The sequence below is a fragment of the Cetobacterium sp. genome (assembly GCF_051658645.1).
Taxonomy (GTDB): domain Bacteria; phylum Fusobacteriota; class Fusobacteriia; order Fusobacteriales; family Fusobacteriaceae; genus Cetobacterium_A.
Window position 1 is genome coordinate 1 of sequence record NZ_JBOFMZ010000012.1, and the last position, 14,532, is coordinate 14,532.

15 protein-coding genes are annotated in these 14,532 nt (G+C 26.9%); 11 read left to right on the forward strand and 4 right to left on the reverse strand.

Annotated elements, in window-relative coordinates; all coding sequences use genetic code 11:
• On the forward strand, nucleotides 1-422 hold a 422-nt coding region (locus ACRCZX_RS00410; protein WP_438580977.1), incomplete at its 5' end, for an RNA-guided endonuclease InsQ/TnpB family protein.
• A gap of 165 nt (nucleotides 423-587) precedes the next feature.
• Nucleotides 588-1,760, forward strand: coding sequence for a MalY/PatB family protein (locus ACRCZX_RS00415; RefSeq protein ID WP_438580978.1), 1,173 nt, complete (start codon nucleotides 588-590; stop codon nucleotides 1,758-1,760).
• A gap of 45 nt (nucleotides 1,761-1,805) precedes the next feature.
• Here the strand turns inward: ACRCZX_RS00415 and ACRCZX_RS00420 are convergent, their stop codons facing one another.
• Nucleotides 1,806-1,931 carry a hypothetical protein gene (locus ACRCZX_RS00420; protein ID WP_438580979.1) on the reverse strand — a complete coding sequence of 42 codons (126 nt, stop codon included), beginning with the start codon at nucleotides 1,929-1,931 and terminating at the stop codon, nucleotides 1,806-1,808.
• Nucleotides 1,932-2,111: 180 nt separating this feature from the next.
• On the opposite strand from ACRCZX_RS00420, the gene ACRCZX_RS00425 reads away from it, so the two are divergent.
• Nucleotides 2,112-2,972, forward strand: coding sequence for a patatin-like phospholipase family protein (locus tag ACRCZX_RS00425; RefSeq protein WP_438580980.1), 861 nt, complete (start codon nucleotides 2,112-2,114; stop codon nucleotides 2,970-2,972).
• 61 nt (nucleotides 2,973-3,033) lie between these two features.
• Here ACRCZX_RS00425 and ACRCZX_RS00430 read toward each other — a convergent pair whose 3' ends face one another.
• Nucleotides 3,034-4,581, reverse strand: coding sequence for a YfcC family protein (locus tag ACRCZX_RS00430; protein ID WP_438580981.1), 1,548 nt, complete (start codon nucleotides 4,579-4,581; stop codon nucleotides 3,034-3,036).
• A 17-nt stretch (nucleotides 4,582-4,598) separates the two neighbouring features.
• Nucleotides 4,599-5,936, reverse strand: coding sequence for a Sapep family Mn(2+)-dependent dipeptidase (locus ACRCZX_RS00435; RefSeq protein ID WP_438580982.1), 1,338 nt, complete (start codon nucleotides 5,934-5,936; stop codon nucleotides 4,599-4,601).
• A gap of 165 nt (nucleotides 5,937-6,101) precedes the next feature.
• Here ACRCZX_RS00435 and ACRCZX_RS00440 point away from each other — a divergent pair, with 165 nt between their 5' ends.
• The 3 genes from ACRCZX_RS00440 to ACRCZX_RS00450 all read left to right on the forward strand — a co-directional run bounded on the left by ACRCZX_RS00440 (nucleotide 6,102) and on the right by ACRCZX_RS00450 (nucleotide 8,620).
• Nucleotides 6,102-7,445, forward strand: coding sequence for an OmpP1/FadL family transporter (locus ACRCZX_RS00440; RefSeq protein ID WP_438580983.1), 1,344 nt, complete (start codon nucleotides 6,102-6,104; stop codon nucleotides 7,443-7,445).
• A gap of 132 nt (nucleotides 7,446-7,577) precedes the next feature.
• Complete coding sequence (locus ACRCZX_RS00445; RefSeq protein WP_438580984.1) at nucleotides 7,578-8,015, forward strand: hypothetical protein; 438 nt, start codon at nucleotides 7,578-7,580, stop codon at nucleotides 8,013-8,015.
• A gap of 104 nt (nucleotides 8,016-8,119) precedes the next feature.
• Entirely contained in the window at nucleotides 8,120-8,620 is a 501-nt protein-coding gene (locus tag ACRCZX_RS00450; protein WP_438580985.1) for a hypothetical protein, read from the forward strand.
• 412 nt (nucleotides 8,621-9,032) lie between these two features.
• Here ACRCZX_RS00450 and ACRCZX_RS00455 read toward each other — a convergent pair whose 3' ends face one another.
• On the reverse strand, nucleotides 9,033-10,349 hold the full coding sequence (locus ACRCZX_RS00455) for an MATE family efflux transporter (protein ID WP_438580986.1): 1,317 nt from the start codon (nucleotides 10,347-10,349) through the stop codon (nucleotides 9,033-9,035).
• Nucleotides 10,350-10,425: 76 nt separating this feature from the next.
• Between ACRCZX_RS00455 and ACRCZX_RS00460 the strand changes: the two genes are divergently transcribed.
• The 5 genes from ACRCZX_RS00460 (at nucleotide 10,426) to ACRCZX_RS00480 (ending at nucleotide 14,531) form a co-directional block, all read left to right on the forward strand.
• Nucleotides 10,426-11,205, forward strand: a complete 780-nt coding sequence (locus ACRCZX_RS00460; RefSeq protein ID WP_438580987.1) for a MerR family transcriptional regulator — start codon at nucleotides 10,426-10,428, stop codon at nucleotides 11,203-11,205.
• A gap of 88 nt (nucleotides 11,206-11,293) precedes the next feature.
• Nucleotides 11,294-11,626: a hypothetical protein gene (locus ACRCZX_RS00465; protein WP_438580988.1), complete on the forward strand. Its 333-nt coding sequence runs from the start codon at nucleotides 11,294-11,296 to the stop codon at nucleotides 11,624-11,626.
• 83 nt (nucleotides 11,627-11,709) lie between these two features.
• Complete coding sequence (locus ACRCZX_RS00470; protein ID WP_438580989.1) at nucleotides 11,710-12,369, forward strand: response regulator transcription factor; 660 nt, start codon at nucleotides 11,710-11,712, stop codon at nucleotides 12,367-12,369.
• A 124-nt stretch (nucleotides 12,370-12,493) separates the two neighbouring features.
• Nucleotides 12,494-13,723 (forward strand): sensor histidine kinase, encoded by a 1,230-nt coding sequence (locus ACRCZX_RS00475; protein WP_438580990.1) that lies wholly within the window; start codon nucleotides 12,494-12,496, stop codon nucleotides 13,721-13,723.
• Nucleotides 13,716-14,531, forward strand: coding sequence for a nitroreductase family protein (locus ACRCZX_RS00480; protein WP_438580991.1), 816 nt, complete (start codon nucleotides 13,716-13,718; stop codon nucleotides 14,529-14,531). The genes ACRCZX_RS00475 and ACRCZX_RS00480 overlap by 8 nt, the downstream gene beginning before the upstream one ends.
• The last annotated feature ends 1 nt before the right edge of the window (nucleotide 14,532 follow it).

Sequence of the window (14,532 nt, forward strand, 5' to 3'; positions counted from 1 at the left end):
ACAAGAGCCAAAATATCGTGAAATTAGAGAAAAAAATAAGGCTCGTTCATAGAAGAATTTCTAATATTCGTAACAATAATCTTCATGTAATTACTAATGAGATCGTGAAAACCAAGCCATCTCGAATTGTAATGGAAGATTTAAATGTTAAAGGTATGATGAAAAATAAGTATCTCTCAAAGGCTATAGCTGAACAAAATTTCTATAAATTTATAACTTATATGAAATATAAAGCTGAATTTAATTTGATTCAATTTATACAAGTGCCAAGATTTTATCCAAGTTCTAAGACTTGTTCAGACTGTGGAACTATTAAGAAAAATTTAAAACTTTCTGATAGAGTTTTCAAATGTGAGTGTGGTCATGTTATGGATAGAGATTTAAATGCAAGTATAAATTTAAGTAATTATAGAGTTTCCTAAAAAAGAAAACTATAATATGTACCGTGCGTTATGCGGGAATTTAAGCCTTCTGAGAATTATATCAAACTAAAGTAGATAAATTAATTTATCGAAATAGGATTCTATGAATAAGGAATTTAATTTGTATATTTTTACAAATTAATGGTAACGGAGCCGACGTCTAAAATGAAATATAATTTTGATGAAATTGTTGTGAGATCAAATACTCGATGTGCAAAATATGATGAAAGAATTAAAAAATTTGGTTCAGAAAATTTGATTCCATTATGGATTGCAGATATGGATTTTAAAACAGCTGAACCAATAATAGTAGCTTTAAAACAAAAAGCTGAAGAAGGAATATATGGTTATGTTTCAAGACCTGATAGCTATTTTAAAGCAGCATGTGATTGGAAAAAGCGTCGTAACAATTGGGAAATTGAACAATCTTTATGTTCTTTTTCATTGGGAGTAGTTCCTGCTATGACTATTATGGCTCAAATATGGTGTAAAAGTGGAAGTAATATTCTTATTCAACCTCCAGTTTATGGTGAATTTTTTGAAATAGTTAAAAATTCAGGCAACAATGTATTAACAAATCATCTTATAGAAAAAGATGGAAAATGGTCTATTGACTGGGAAGATTTTGAAACTAAAATAAAAGAAGTTTCTATGTTTTTATTTTGTACTCCTCACAATCCTTTGGGGATTGTTTGGGAAAAAGAAGAGATTGAGAGAGTCGTAAATCTTTGTGCAAAAAATAATGTAATACTGATAAGTGATGAGATTCATTCAGATTTAATTTTTCATGATAAAAAATTTATTCCAACAGCTACAGTAAGTGAGTTAGCAAAAAAAACAGTTGTGACTTGCTTTTCAGCTACAAAAACATTTAATCTAGCTGGGTTACAAGCTTGTACTGTTGTTTTTCCTAATAATAAACTAAAAGTAGAATTTGATAAATGGTGGCTTTTAAAAGATATTCATCGTAATAATTCATTTTCTTCTGTTGCAATGGAAGTTGCTTATAACGAAGGTGAAGAGTGGCTAGAACAATTACTACCATATCTAAGCAGTAATTTTGATTTTGTAGTTCAATATTGTAAAAAAAATATACCTAAAATTAAGACTTCAGCACCAGATGCAACATATTTAATGTGGCTTGACTGCCGAGCTTTAAATCTTACAAATGAAGAGTTAGATAAATTCATGATTCAAAAAGCAAAGCTTGGATTGAGTAGTGGATCAGCATTTGATAAAACATTAAATGGATTCATGAGATTGAATGCAGCAACTCCAAAAATAATTTTAGAAAAAGCATTAAAAAGCTTAAAAAAAGCTGTAGACGAATTAGACTAACAACTAAAAAAAGATACATCAGATTTTTTTCTGATGTATCTTTTTTTAGTTGTTTTTTTCATTTTCGTCATTCTCTCTAACTTCACTCGCTTCAGCCTCAACATTTGAGTCTAAGATATCAGGAGATTTAAGTTTTTCTTTTTTTTTGATTAGACATGCACAATTTTCCATTAAAAAATCACCTACTTTTTTTGCTTCTATTAATATTTATATTCTTAATAATCGAATAACTTCCTTTAAAAAATATCACTATATTTTTTTGACCCGAGATTCAAATATTTGTTGACAATTATATTATTTTAGTTTATATTTATAATATAAGAAAAATTATTTATCAGGAGGCTTTAGTTTATGAATAGCAATATAGGATTAGTATTAGAAGGAGGTGGACTAAGAGGAGCGTATACAACTGGAATTTTAGACTATTTTTTATCAAAAGAGTTATATTTTAAATACACTATTGGAGTATCAGCAGGTGCTATATATTCAGCTTCTTATATATCTAAACAAAAAAGAAGAAATATTGATATAATTTTAAAATATTTAAATGATGATAGATATATGGGATTAAAATATTTAGTGAAAAATGGAAGTTATATAAATACAGATTTTGCATATAAAGAAATAACATATAAAAAATCTCCATTTGATTTTGAAACTTTTAGTGATTGTGAATTAGAGTTTAAAGTAGGAGCTTTTAATTGTACAAAAGGAAAAACAGAATTTTTTAGTAAAAAAGATTTTAAAAATACAGAAGATTTATTAGAAACTTTAATAGCATCTGGAAGTTTACCATTCTTTTGTAAAGCAACAACTTTAAATGAAAAAAAATATTTAGATGGTGGAATAGCATCTCCAATCCCAATTGTACAATCAATTTTAGATGGAAATAGTAAAAATGTAATTATTTTAACAGAAGATAAAAGCTATACTAAAACTCCATTAAGATTTAAGCCTCTAATAAACCTATACTATAAAAAATATCCTAAAGTAGCAGAAGCTTTAAATAGAAGACATTTAACATATAATAAAGAGTTAAGAGAAGTAGAAGAGCTAGAAAAAAAAGGTGATGCTTTTGTTTTTAGACCAACTAAAATTGTAGTAGTTGATAGATTAGAAAAAGACTTAAATAAAATAAAAGATCTATATAATCTAGGGCTAAAAGACGCAGAAGAAAATTATGAAAGATTATTAAGATGGTTAAATAATTAATAAAAAAAAATACCTTCGGTCATGACCGAAGATATAATTTTGATATAATTTTGACCGAAATCTATATTAAACCTAGATACTGAGATACAGATATTAAAATACAACCACTTGCGAGCATTGTAATAAATATTTTTAATACAAATTTTAAATATTTATCATAAGGAACATTAAATAATTCTAAGGTTCCCATAGTTGTAGCACCAGGATATATTCCCGACATAAAGTTTAATCCCAGAGTAAATGCAGAGATTAACATGATTTGTCCGCCAGCTGCTCCAACTTTTGAATTTTGGAATAATGCCATTGCAACCGCTCCTAATATAGGCATTGTGATTCCAGCAACACCACTTGTTGACTGTAAAAAGAATCCAATTCCAACATAAGCTAAAACAGCAGCAATTGAGAATGCCCATGCAGGTATACCTTGCAGTGCTGATTGAATCCAGTAAACAAATGTAACAGACATTCCAGCGGTTTTTCCACCCATCAATATTGAAATTCCATTTGCAACAGATAAAACTAAAACAACACCTAAAAGGTCTTTTGCTCCATTCGCAAACTCTTTTACAAATTTATCTTCAGGAATCTTATTAATAAATCCAATTAATAATGAACCTAATAAGAATACAAATGAAAATTCACCAAAATACCAATCTCCTAAAGGAGTAATGTGTTTAGCTCCAAAAACATTACCTAAAACAGGAACTTTAGCAAGTAAATAAAGAGGAGCATTTATTATATCTTGGAAAGTTTTTCCATTCTCCATTTTAATTTCATACCAAGGCATATAACCTAGTATCAATAAAACTATTATTCCTACTAAAACTATAATTGACCAAAATCTTTTCTTTGTTAACTCTGGTAACTCAGCATTATTATTAGTTAGTGTATTTACTTCAATACCTCGAAGTATTGACTTTTCTTTATCTTTTTTTACTTCATTTGCATACTTTACAGTAAAAAATAAACCTATAAAATAAAGAAGAACAAACATTAAAAGTCTTAAAACAAGACCACTTCCAAGAGATAAATCTGGATTTCCTATAGCTCCTATAGCAGCACCAGTTGAAAAAGGATTTACAATACTTGACATGTTTCCAGCTGTTGCTCCAACTGTTAAAACTGCTAATCCTGTCATGACATCATAACCAGCGAGTACAAATAATGGAACTATTACTATTGAAAAAGCTGGAATCTCTTCCCAAAATCCAAAAACACTTCCAAAAATAGCAAATGTAAACATTAGAATTGCGATTAAAGTTGTTCCAGTATATTTTTTCAAAAGTGAACCAATACCAGCATCCATAGCTCCTACAGAGTTTATAAGCCCTAAAAAAGCACCTGCCATAAGTATTGCTATACTTACAGAGCTTGATTTTTCAAAGCCTTTAATTGGAGCCATTATAATGTCCCAAAGTCCTGCAGGTAAACGACCAGCTTCTCTTACAACTTCTCCAGAATCATTAAATACAGCGTTATATACAACCTCTTTAACTCCATTATTATCAAAAATTATAGATTGAGGAACTATCCAAGTTAAAGCAGCTGTTATTATTAAAAAGACGAATACAATTGTATATGCACTAAACATTTTTTTCTCTTTTTTCATTTTTCCCTCCATTATAACTAATCTTTGAATTTTTCAAAAGCTTTCATATAAATTTTCATAGCTATTTTCATATCATCTAATATAATATATTCGTTTGGTTGATGTTCTGTTTTTGGGCTTCCTGGTAAAACCGAACCAAAAGCAACACAATTATCTATAGCTCTAGCATAAGTTGCTCCACCACTAGCTATTGGTTTTGATACTGTATCTCCAGTAACCTCTACGTATGCTGACATTAAAGTTTTTATTAACTCTGAATCTAAAGGAGTATATATTGATTTTAGATAATCGTGCTCTTTATACTGGAACCCGTATTCTTTTGCTTTTTCAGTTATCTTTTTTACAATAAGCTCTTTGTCATAAGTTACAGGAATTCTTATATCAATACATAAAATTTCATTTTCAAGATTAAATTCAACTTTTCCAACATTGAATTTTAATTCTCCAGAATGTTCATCTTTTACTTCACCAAAAATAGGCTCTGCAAAATCGTATCCAATTAAGTTTTCAAATATAAAATCTCCAGATTTTGTTGATTTTCCACTTTTTTTCAAAGCGTGGAAATATCTATTGATAGCATTTATTCCAGTTTCTGCAACTTGAGCATGAACACTCTTACCTACAATTTCAATTTCACCATTTTTATCTATAAACTCATAGTTTAAGGTATTCAAAGCTTCTATTAATCCTTCGGTATTTTGAACAAGGATACTAGATGGAACTGAATTAAAGGCATCTCCACCTTTAAAAATCATATTACTTTCATTTTTGGCAGTTAGTTTACATTGAAGCAATCCTTTTTCTGCATATATTAAAGGAAATCTAGAATCAGGTGTGAATCCAATTGTTGGAATTTCCTCTTTCGCAACATATTTAGGCATATCTCTCCATAAATTTTCTTCATCTGTTCCAAATATAAATCTGACTCTATAATTAAGCTCGAAGCCACAATCCAAAAGAGTTTTCAGAGCATATATAGCTCCTAAAGTAGGACCTTTATCATCTTGTGCACCTCTACCATAATATTTACCATCTTTTATTATTGGCTCAAATGGTGGATTATCCCATTTTTTTAAATCACCAGGTGGAACAACATCGAGATGCCCCAAAACTCCTACTAATTTTTCCCCACTACCAATTTCTGCATATCCATAGTATCCTTCTGGATCTATAAAAGTTTTGAAACCTAAATTTTTGCAAATTTCTAAAGTTGCTTCTAATACATTTTGAATATTTTTTCCAAAAGGATAACTACTTTCATCTTCTTCAAAATAACTTGGAATAGAAATTATTTTGTTTAAATCTTTCAAAAAATTTGGAAAATTAGCATCTAATGCTGTTGAATATTTTTTCATAACCCCTCCATTTATAAGTGTGTCCTTAAAAATTAAAATAACATATCTATTGAAAAATGTCTAATATAGAATATATATATAATAAATAGAAGTATAGAAACATCTTTTTCTAATTTGGGAAATATGATATAATAATAAAAAAATTAGAAATAAAAGGGAGAAAAAATGAAGTTAAGAACAGCAGCGATATTAACCTTATTAACATCAGCTACATCATTTGCAGGAAGTATTGATTATCTTTCACAGCAAGATGCAGAGTATTTAGCACATCCATCTATGGTAGGAAAAATAGGGGTATCAGGAGCTTATTATAACCCTGCAGGTCTTGTTTGGCTTGAGGATGGGTTATATGTACAAATAAACAACCAAACACATTTAAAAACTTATAGTATGAACTATACGGATTCAAAGGGTGAAAATCTTGATTTTAAAAGTGATAAAGCTTCACCATTAGTACCAAGTATTCAAATAGTAAAGAAATTAGCGGATAGAGCATATTTCTTTAATATGGGAGCGATTGGTGGAGGAGGAAGTGTTGCATATAGTGGAGGAATTGCTTCTTTCCCACAACTAACTGAAAGTAGTCCTTTGCTTGAAATAATTGATACAAAATTTTTAGGTGGTTCAACAATAGATGGACAATCTTATTATGTAGGAATTCAAGGTGGAATTGCTCAAAAGTTTAATGAAACTTGGAGTGGTGCAGTTAGTTTGAGATTAGTTGACGCTGAAAAAAAATTCAAAGGTTCAGGAGATTTTACATATAACAAAAAACTAGTAGATGCTTTATTAGCATTTAAAGGTATAAATGAAAAGTCAACAGGAAAAGCGAAATATGATATAGACTCAGAAAGAACAGCATTTGGAGTAACAGGAATAATTGGTTTAAACTATCATCCAAATGAAAAATTGAATGTAGGTATGAGATATGAAACAGAAACAAAATTAGATTTTGATACAAAAGAATCTAAATTAAGAAAAGGATTTAGAGAATCAGCAGGTGGTAATTTTATAGGTGATATACTATATGATGAAATGGGTAAAAGTACAGCTATAAGACAATGGATGGTTGAAGGAAGCGGAAGAAGAAATTTACCAGCAGTAGCTGCATTAGGAGTATCTTATAAAGCAACAGATAAAACAACTTTATTAGCATCAGGAAACTACTACTTTATAAAAGAAGCTGGAGATGATGTTGGAAACTTTGATGGTTATAATAATGGTTATGAAGTATCAGTTGGATTGGATTATCAATTAAATGAAAAGTGGACTTTAATGACAGGATACCAATACACAAATACTGGAGCAAACGAACAAACTTATACAGATACAGATTATGTACTTGATGCAGATATGTATTCAAGTGGAGTTAAATACAAATATAGTTCACAGTTAGATTTAATGGGAACATATTCTCATATACAATATAGAACAGATAAAAGTGTTAAAGGAATAGAATATAAAAAATGTGTAGATGCCATTGGAGTATCAGCAACATATAAATTTTAAGTAAAAGCAGATGAAAAAATTTTTTCATCTGCTTTTGTCTTTATAAAAAAAAGATTAAGACTTAAAAATCGTATAAAGTTAATGTATAAGAAAATTTTAATAGAAAATAAATATTTAAAAAGGAGAAAATTAATGAAAAAATATGTTGTTGGACTTTCAATTGAAGAAGTATTAGGAATAAAGCATAAAATCGAAGGAAATAGTTTTGACAATAAATTTTTAGTGTTATTTCAATTTACACATTTTTCATCAGGTGTAGGAGCTACAATTGGTGTATTTCAAAATAAAATAGAATATTTAAACTGGTTTTTAAAAGATTTACTACCATATACAGAGTTTTGTTTAGATGAAGATATAGCTGAAAAAAATGAATCCCTAGATTTTACAAACTTAAAAAATTCAATTACAGAATTTTTAGAAGAAGAATCAAAGTTATCTTTTGAAGAAATTTTAAAACTAATTGATGAGACATTAAGTTGTGAGAATACAACTTCTTGGGGATATAATCATCTATGTTTTGGAAGAGCAGATGAAATATTGAATCATATAATAGAAGACAACTATTTTTAAAAAAAACAAAAAAAGCTTGCATTTTTTCGGTTTTTGACTTATGATTCAAGTGTAGAGTTTTTTTATATTTAATAATTTTGTAATTAGTAATAGGAGAAATAAAAATGATGGAATTTAGAAATATGAGTGATGTAAAATTTATAAAAGTGATATTTGATGAATATGAAAAGTCTTTTCTATTAGAAAGTAAACTTACAACAAAAGGAATAAAAACAAAAGTTGCAAGAAGCTTAATCAATGAATCAATATTTAAATCACCAAAGGAAATTATAGTTGTTCCCGCACAAGAAGCTGAAGAACAAGATTTACTTCAAGAAAAAGTTAGAGTTAACAGTTATACTAGCATTGGAATTCATGTAAAATGGGATTTACATAAAAATATAAAACCTGTTGTAAAAACAGAAGAAATTTTCTTAATTTTAAATCATTTTGATGCTTTCCATAATAATTATGAAATTTATTTTAAATCATTTGGAGCAATACAATTTGTAAATCAAAGATTGAAGATAAATATAGATTTTAAAAATAGTGAAGAGTTATTTGAGTTTTTAAAAAAGCATTTTAACGTAGCAGAAGTTAATAAAAATATAATAAAATTAATTTAATTTAATTTAATTTAATTTCAAACTTTTTAGGCAACAAAAAACGTCTAAAAATTATAACAATAGTTAGATGAATTAAATCATCAAAGCCAAAGATTAAAAAAATCCATCACACAGTTTTAAGAGTGTTTTAATATTAGAAGTTATTTAACCTTTTATGAAGTTTTAGTAAACAAAAATAAATTAAAGGAGTTATTAAGTTTAAAGTATTTTAGCAAATCATGAAGTTGTGCAGTTTAACTATTGTATAGAAGTAGATTTAAAGTTATTAAATGAGTTTATCTTTATTCTGAATAATATAAATAAAAGAGTAAAAGAAGTTTATGAGTTTTAAAATTATTTGATAGAAAAATATTTATAGCAGTGTATTTTAGGTAGAGAGATTGTGATGGGTCTCTCTACTTTTTTATTTTTGTTAAATAGTATTATTTTTTGAAGTTATAAAACTAAAATTATAATTTTCGTTAAATAGTATTTTCCAAGTGAAAAAAACAAAAGTTTCAGAAAATAATGTACTTAGCCATATTCCGTTCAAGCCCCAGATTCTACTTAAAACAAAAAGAGTGATAGGGAAAAATATAAATGATCGTAAGCAAGAGATAATATTTGATTTTCCAGGGTCATTTATAGCTTGATAGTAACCAGATTGAATAACATTGATTCCAATTATAAAGAATGATATATTGAAAAGAAAAAGTCCAATATATGTTTCTTTTAAAATAGTAGTTTCTTTTGTAAATAATCCAATAATTTCATTTCCAAAGAAAAATGTAATTATAAAGTATATAAAGTTTATAAATAAAGAGCTTAAAATTGTAAATTTATAAAACTTTCGAACTTTCTCAGAGTTGTTTGCACCATAATTAAAACTAAATAATGGTTGAATACCAAAAGATAAACCCAATAAAAGCATGTAAACTATTGTTGTTAAGTAGTTTATAATACCAAAAGATGCCATTTGATTGTTATTTCCAATTTTTAAAATAGCTATATTCATACAAAAAACTATTATTGAAAAAGTAATTTCCATGAAAAATGAAGGAAAACCAATTCTAATAAAGTTTAAGATATTTTCTTTATATAATCTACTTTTACCAAAAGATAGATGACCTTTTTTAAATAAGAAATGTAAGAGTATAATCAGCACAGTTAGAATTTGTCCTAATCCAGTTGCTATAGCGGCTCCTTTTATTCCTAAATGAAATATAAAAATAAAGATGTAGTCTAAAATAATATTTAAAGCAGCTCCTGAAATTGTTGCAATCATAGCTAATTTTGGATTGCTATCATTTCTAATAAAACTACTTAAAGCAATTCCAATTATATTTGGAATACAGAATGCAACATAATATTTTAAGTAAGTATTTGCTAATTCGAGAATAGAGTCACTCGCTCCTAAAAATATAATAATCTCTTTTGAAAATATAAAAAATATTCCACTTAAAAGAGAACTTAAAATTAATAAAAACAACAGTGTTTCTCTAAAAATAGCGACACCTTTTTGTATATTTTTATTTCCAAAACTTTCAGAAATAAGAGTTCCACCTCCAACAGCAAACATAGATGCTATTCCAAAGAAAAATATAGAGATTGGTAAAACTAAGTTAACAGCTCCAAGAGCTAAACTCCCAACACCTCTTCCTACAAAAATACCATCAATTATAACATATAATGATGATACAAACATTGCAAATACAGATGGTATTGCATAGTTAATAAATTCTTTAAACATTTTACTTCCTCCTTTTGTATATATCATTGTATACTCTATTGTAAGAATAGAGTCAAAGGAAATCTTGGAGGATAAAATGAAATTTTCAATTGGTGAAACAGCAAAATTAACACGAGTTACAATCCAAACACTTCGTCACTATGATAAAGAAGGACTTTTAAAACCATCTTATGTCGATGATGAAACAAAATATAGATATTATTCAATTGATCAATTTCAACAAATTGATTTTATTAAAAGATGTAAAGCATTGGGATTTTCTTTGGAAAAAATAAAATCTATTTTGTATGATGAGAATAGTTTAGAAAATATTTTAGACTCAATAACTTTTCAAAAATATGTGATTCAAATAGAAATTGAAAAATTAGAAAAAATTAGAACTGATTTGGAAAGATTAGAGAATAATTTAGAGCATGCTTTAGAAAGACTAGATAAAGATCCAGAAATTGAAGAAATAAATTTTTTTATTTTAGGAAATTATAAAAGTGAGATGAAAAATATAGCTCATATAGAAGATAGTATCAGAAAAGTTTTAAAGGATTTTAAAATTCCACACAGTATAATTGATACACTTATAGTATTGAAGGTTAATAAAGCTAATCCACTAGTTTATGAAGAGCTTTTAATAGCATCATATATAATAAAGTCAGAAGTACAATACTCTTCAACTGGAATTTCAGTCTATGCTGAAGGTCAAAGTTTTGAAAACCAAGAGTCTTTTTCAAAAATAGAAAATTATAAAAATAAAAATAATATTATTTCAGAAGATAACTATTTTGAGATATATCATATATCAAAGTTAGATAGTAAAAATAAAGAATACTCATTAATAAATATATTTTCTCCTTTTAAATAAATTAGGAATTGACATATTTCTGTAACAAAAGATTGATAATATAACTGTATAAAGAATAAATAAATTAAAAATAAAGGGAGTGATTTTTATGAAAAAATTATTATTAATAGCGGTATTATGTTTATCAGCGGTATCTTTTGCTAAAGGGCATGGAAATATGGGTAACGGAAATATGGGTAACGGTGGAATGATGAATGGTTCTGGAAACTGTTTAATGATGGATTCAAATATGACACCTGAATTAAGAAAAGAGATGCGAAATGATATGATTTCAATTCAAGAGAAAAATTTAGAGATCAGCAAAATAATGAATACAGAAAATCCAGATATGAAAAAAGTAGAAAAGTTAAACAGTGAAATTTATGGAATAAAAGCTGCTCACAGAACAAAAATGCAACAAAATATGTTAAAAACAAAATAATTAAATATTATAAATGAAAAGACGGGGCTAACTCGTCTTTTTGTTGTATAATATATTAAATTAAGAAAAGAAAGGAACAAAAGATGAAAAAAAAGATATTAATAGTAGAAGATGAAGAGAATTTAGCAAGAATAATAGCTAAAAATTTAGAGAAAGAAAATTTTGAAACCAAAATAGTTACAGATGGAGAACTTGCGGTAGAAGAATTTTATTCGTTTAGCCCTTCACTTGTTCTTTTAGATATAAATTTACCTCGAAAAAACGGTTGGGATATTTGTAAGGAGATTCGACAATATTCGAAAATACCAATAATAATAATGACAGCTAGAGATGCAGAGTTAGATGAAATCCATGGATTAGAATTAGGAGCAGATGACTATATAGTTAAACCTATTAGTAATAAAATAATAACTATAAAAATTAAAAAACTTTTAAAAATGGAAAGTGATGAATTTTTTTCTTTAAAAGGATTTACTTTTGATTATAATAAATTTAAGATTTTTATAGATTCAGAAGAGACTCTTTTGAGCAAAAGAGAAGCGTTACTATTAGAGTATTTTTTTAGAAATAAAAATATAATATTAAGCAGAGAAACATTATTAAATGAAGTTTGGGGGTTTGAATTTTCTGGAGAAGAGAGAGCTGTAGATACGTTAGTAACTAGACTTAGAAAAAAACTGAAAGTTTATGGTGATTGTATAAAATCAATAAGAGGGGTTGGATATGTTTTTGAAGAAAATTAAATTTAATATGTTTTCAAAAATATTTTGTTTTTCAATCTTTATTGTACTTATAACACTTTTAATAAATTATACTTTTAATATCTTTTTTCTAGAGAAGTTTTATATTTATAGAAAAAAAACTACTATGTTAAAAATAGTAGAAGTTGCTAAAAATATCTATATAAATGAATCAGAAGATAATTTTGAGGATTATATTTATGATATAAAAGAAGCTAATGGTATTGATATAGAGGTAAAATCAATCAAAAAAAATCGGATGATGGGGCATATGCGTAAAAATATAAATCTCCAAAATTTAAAATTTGATAAATTTGTAACTCAAAAATTAATAGGAAACGATGCAAAAACACTCTATTATGCTAGGCAGTTGAAAGATGAAAAAGCTTTAATTATTAGAACATCACTTTCTGTAATAGAATCTCATAGCCATGAAAGTAACTTTTTCAATTTAATTACTGCGTTAATAGCATCAATAATATCTCTTGTTGGAGGTATTATATTTTCAAAAAGAATAACAAAAGATATTAGTTATTTAAAAGAAAAAGCACATAAAATAGCAAAGTTAGAATTTCCCAAAAATATAACTATAGATAGAGATGATGAAATTGGAGATTTAAGTAAAGATTTAGAAAAAATGTCAACTGAGTTATCGTCTTCGATAGATAATTTAAAGTCATTTGTTTCAAATGCCTCACATGAATTAAGAACTCCAATTGCAGTTATTTGTACTCATGCTACAGCACTTTTAGAGCTAGATGATTTAAATTCAGAAGAGAAAAAAAAATACCATGAAATAATTTTAAAAGTTAGCAATGAAATGAAAGATTTAACAGAAAACCTTTTGACACTTTCAAAACTAGATAGCACTGTTTTTAAAGTACAAAATAAAGAGATTAGTATTAATGAAATTTTAGAATCAGCTTTAGAGAAATATGATATAATTGAACTTGAAAAAGATATATCTGTAGATATAAGTATATTTAACGATAAAATATTTGGAGATTCTAGAATTTTAAAGCTAGTTTTGAATAACTTAATTCAAAATGCTTTAAAATACTCTGAAGTTGGTGGAAGAGTAGAAATATTCGAAGAAAATGAGTATCTGTTTATAAAAAATGCGTTTAAAGGATATATAGATACAGATTTAAATAAATTAATTCAACCATTTAGCAGAGGTAAAAATGCTGAAGATTTTAAGCTAGAAGGTACTGGATTAGGGTTATCTATAGTTCACAAAGCTTTAAAGTTAGGAGAAATAGATTATAATTTAATTTTAGATAAAAATATATTTTTAGTAAAATTAAAGATTTTTAAGAATAATATTGAAGTAAAAGGAGCTGATTTGCATGTTTAAGGTGGATTCTACAAAGTGCGTTGGGTGTGGACTTTGTATAAAAGATTGTTTTGTAAAAGATATAGAGTTGTCGGATGGTAAAGCTGTTATAAAAAATAAAAATTGCTTTAAGTGTGGACATTGTATAGCTGTTTGTCCAACTAATGCTATTTTGACTGATGATTATAATATGACTGATGTTTTAGAGTATAACGAAGAAAAATTTAAAATAGATTCAGATAATTTACTTAATTTTATAAGATTTGAAAGAACTATTAGACATTTTAAAGATTTAGATGTTGAAGATGAAAAGCTATTAAAAATAATAGAAGCTGGAAGATTTACTCAAACTGGAAGTAATGCACAAAATGTAAATTATGTGGTTGTAAAAGAAAACGTTAAAAAAGTTAGAGAAATAACTTTGGAGATTTTAGAAAAATACGGTAGACATATTATAGAAAACTCTGATAATGTTCTTTATAAAAGATATGCTAAAATGTGGATAAATATGCATAAAGATTTTACTGAAAACCCTGCAGGAGAAGATAGACTTTTCTTTAAAGCCCCAGCTTTAATAATGGTAACATCTGAACATGCAATAAATGCAGGCTTAGCTGCTGCAAATATGAAGATGATGGTGGATGCGTTAGGTTTAGGAACTGTATTTAGTGGATTTTTAGTAAAAGCTTCACAGGAAAACCCAAAATTAAAAGAGTTTTTAGGAATAAATCGAGCTGAAGAGATTGTTGCTTGTTTAGTTATAGGATATCCAAATATAAAATATAAAAGAACTACACCTAGAAAAAAAGCTAATATAATTTGGAAATAGT